5 protein-coding genes are annotated in these 3,476 nt (G+C 40.9%); all 5 read left to right on the plus strand.

Annotated elements, in window-relative coordinates:
• A partial coding sequence (locus QZZ35_RS10150) for a hypothetical protein (RefSeq protein ID WP_330635655.1) occupies positions 1-762 on the plus strand: 762 nt, incomplete at its 5' end.
• Positions 749-2,008 (plus strand): DUF6070 family protein, encoded by a 1,260-nt coding sequence (locus QZZ35_RS10155; protein ID WP_291237297.1) that lies wholly within the window; start codon positions 749-751, stop codon positions 2,006-2,008. The genes QZZ35_RS10150 and QZZ35_RS10155, both read left to right, overlap by 14 nt.
• 137 nt (positions 2,009-2,145) lie before the next feature.
• Complete coding sequence (locus tag QZZ35_RS10165; RefSeq protein ID WP_291237298.1) at positions 2,146-2,280, plus strand: hypothetical protein; 135 nt, start codon at positions 2,146-2,148, stop codon at positions 2,278-2,280.
• A gap of 91 nt (positions 2,281-2,371) precedes the next feature.
• Positions 2,372-2,833 carry an RNA polymerase sigma factor gene (locus tag QZZ35_RS10170; RefSeq protein ID WP_291237299.1) on the plus strand — a complete coding sequence of 154 codons (462 nt, stop codon included), beginning with the start codon at positions 2,372-2,374 and terminating at the stop codon, positions 2,831-2,833.
• On the plus strand, positions 2,830-3,476 hold a 647-nt coding region (locus tag QZZ35_RS10175), incomplete at its 3' end, for a zf-HC2 domain-containing protein (protein WP_291237300.1). The genes QZZ35_RS10170 and QZZ35_RS10175, both read left to right, overlap by 4 nt.

Consider the following 3,476-nt stretch of genomic DNA (forward strand, 5'->3'; position numbering starts at 1 on the left):
GTCACTTGGAACGAGAATTATGTGGAAGTGATCTTATCAGGGGAGGAACAGTTTGACGAGCAAATCTTATTGTTTTTTGATGGCTCAACGCAACGCCAGACTTTGGACAATGAAACCGAGCCGACTGAATTGCAGACGGGAATCGATACTCTGGATATTCAGGTCATGGAGAACCGGGAAAATGAGCTGGTTTTCACCATCTCCATCCATGACTATATCAGGAGCTATAACAGCTACTATGAAAGAGGCTACTGCCGAAGCTACTTAACACCGGCATCACAGTGGCAGTGTTATATCTACGATTCTGCAATCCATTCAGATCATGAAACAAAATACTATTGCTTTACAGAGGATGAGCGTGTATATTCGCTGCCTACGATTACGGTATATGTACCGACAAATGGAGACTACATACAAGAAATCACCGTCAATTTTGACGAGCATAGCTATTCGGAATCAGGGTTTGAGCATTACAAGGAAATGTGCTATTACACGATGAAGGTATTCTTTCCGAATTTGCCTGATGAGTGTATTTTTGACCTATGCTCAGAGATTGTTGCGCTGGGTAATCAGAATGTTTTTTCTAGTGACGAATGGTACGACAAAGATGCTGTCCCCTTTGCGCTATTCCATAAGGATGGAATAGGCGTGTATCCCTACTTTGCTATCGGCGATTGGGAGCATTTTTGTATCATCCCTGTTACGGAAGAAATCATTACTGAGTTTGAAGAAAAGGGAGTTGAAATTCATGAAATACCTTAAGATTGCAGTTTTTCTATTTACATCGGTTATCGGACTAACTGCTTGTGGGGTTATTAGCAAAAACCCAATGCCAAGTTTTCAACCGAAAGAAACTATAACCACCTCCGAAATAGAAACAGTATCGACAACCGAAAATGAAAGCCATAATGATGGTCTGCCAGATGATCCAATGTTTGACCGTATCGAAGATCGGTGTAAAGAAATCGAATCCTTATACCATACACTATTTGAATCCGCTGAAAAAACAGCGCCAACCACTCAATGTGACTATCCCCTCTTGTCCCAAAGCAGCATCGATTCCATAGAGAACCTGCTTTATAATGCAGGATATGACATGATTGATACAAATGAACCATATCCGGGATATTTGACCACATCGGACAGATTCTATGCATTTTGGGATGCCGTGCAGCAGCACAAAGATGCTGAGCAAGAGGTCATTATGGTTTTGGAATCGGGGTGTTTGTCGTATAGGCTATTCACATATAACGAAACTGGTGGTTTTGTTTACAGTATGACATATTATCCGGATGAGATAAAAGAACCGTATTATGAAAAACATGAAATCAAGGACTGGGATCTAACAGAAAAAGGCAATTTTTATTATAGAATTTACCCTGCAAACGATAAACACTACCCCGATTTTTCTTTGATTCGACTCGTTGCCCCAAATCTGGAGTTATTTGATTTAGCTTTTCATTATATCTATCCTGTCGGCTATATTGCCACCAATATATTTCTAATTGATTGGGATGAAGGGAATTGGGGAAACCTCAGTTTTAACGATCAGTTTGAATATCTCTACTATACGCATCATGGGAAGCAGTTTCTTGCTGATAATTACACTGTTCTCGAGAACAGAAGTAGCTATGCCATCCCTGCCGAAGAATTTGAAAGAATCGTTTTACCATACTATAACATTGACATAGAAACCTTCCAAGTGCTGGCACAGTATCATGCTGAAGGTGATTACTATCCTTGGAGACCATTGAATACAAACGATTTTGTTATGTTATGGTACTACAATGTTGAACCGGAAGTTACAGCTTATGTCGTTAATCCTGACGGAACGATGACACTGACCGTTGAAATGCTCTCCACAGACCTAAAAATGGATTGCCTGTTTGCACATGAAGTAACCATCCGACCGTTAGAAAATGGCAATTTTCAATATGTGGGGAACCGTGTAACTTATCAGACGGAATATGGCTTGCCCTATATCATTCCCCGGCTGATGTGGAATTGACCACCACAAAGAAGTCTTTGCCAATAGACCACTTGATGAGTTGTCTTTTAAGCAAATTGCAGTACTATCCGGAAAGACGGGAACCTGGGCCAGAGTCACTTATCACCGGGCAAGATTGAAAATCAAGGAGGAAGCAAATGAGCCAGATGAAAAAGGCAGAGCCTGCTACCCCAATCACCATGCGCCCAGCAGGCTCATTTTTTCGCAAAGACACCCTTTCCTTGGATTCACCATCCTTGCATTTCACCAACGGATGCGACATAATGTGGTAAACAGAGTTTACGCAAGCATCAATGCTGGAAAAAGAATATGTTGTAACAAAATGCGTTTTCGTAAGTCATATAGGTAAAGGGAGGTGCGACAGTGGAAGATTATCAAGAAATATATTCTCTTTATTTTCAGGATGTCTATAAATATGTATCAGCCTTGAGCCGTGATCCGAGCCTTGCCGAAGAAATCACCCAAGAAGCATTCTTCAAAGCATTAAAATCACTGGATTCTTTTCAAGGGCAGTGCAAGCTTTATGTTTGGCTTTGCCAAATTGCAAAAAATACTTACCTATCTTACCTAAAAAAACATAAGGAGCCGGAGAAAGAGGAAACGCTCACCAGTTCTTTAGAGGATATGATGCTGGATAAAGAATCCGCCTTTCTGATTCACCAAGCGCTTCATAACCTGCCAGAACCTTATAAAGAGGTGTTTTCATTACGAGTACTCGGAGAATTATCCTTCCGACAGATCGGTTTGTTATTTGGAAAGACAGAAAATTGGGCACGGGTGACTTATCATCGTGCAAGGTTGACAATTAAGGAGGAGCTCAAATGAATTATCCCTGTGGCATAATCCGTGATCTGCTTCCGCTGTATCACGATGATGTATGTACTACCGAGACCCGCAATGCAGTGGAAAAGCACTGTGCTGGTTGTGCAGATTGCAGAAAAATACTACATGATCTTGATTCAATGCCAGAACCTTATGAAATGGCAAAAGAAGTAGATCCTCTGCGTCCAATTCAGAAAAAATGGAACCATGAGAGGAAAAAATCTTTATGGATTGGACTGGGCGTTGCATTCTTTCTCATGCTGATTCTCATAGCAAATACTGTTTTGAGAGAATGGAAATGCGTTCCGATGGGGAAAGATGATGTGGTTGTAATGGGTGTATTTCAGACTTCTGATGGCATGATTCATATTACCTACGACGATTTGTATGATTTGAATTATTTTAGCTCATCAGTAGAAGTCGGAAGCGATGGTAACGGCTATATTTCAACCTATAGACCTATTCTGGCAAAGAAAACAAATATCCCACATAGAATCGGCACAGGCGGCATAGGTTTTGATCCCGAAAGTGCATTTGCATGGTTGAATGATGAATCATGTGCTCCTGTAACAAGAATTTATCTCGGAATCAAAGATGATCCAGAGAACTCAATTCTTGTTTGGGAAAAAGGCATGGAAGTCCGTGC

It is taken from the genome of Frisingicoccus sp. (genome assembly GCA_016298055.1).
In the GTDB taxonomy this organism is placed as follows: domain Bacteria; phylum Bacillota; class Clostridia; order Lachnospirales; family Lachnospiraceae; genus Frisingicoccus.

Coding starts and splice junctions, on each gene's coding strand:
- QZZ35_RS10155 (WP_291237297.1), top strand. CDS start 749: ATGAAATACCTTAAGATTGCAGTTTTTCTATTTACATCGGTTATCGGA.
- QZZ35_RS10165 (WP_291237298.1), top strand. CDS start 2,146: ATGAGCCAGATGAAAAAGGCAGAGCCTGCTACCCCAATCACCATGCGC.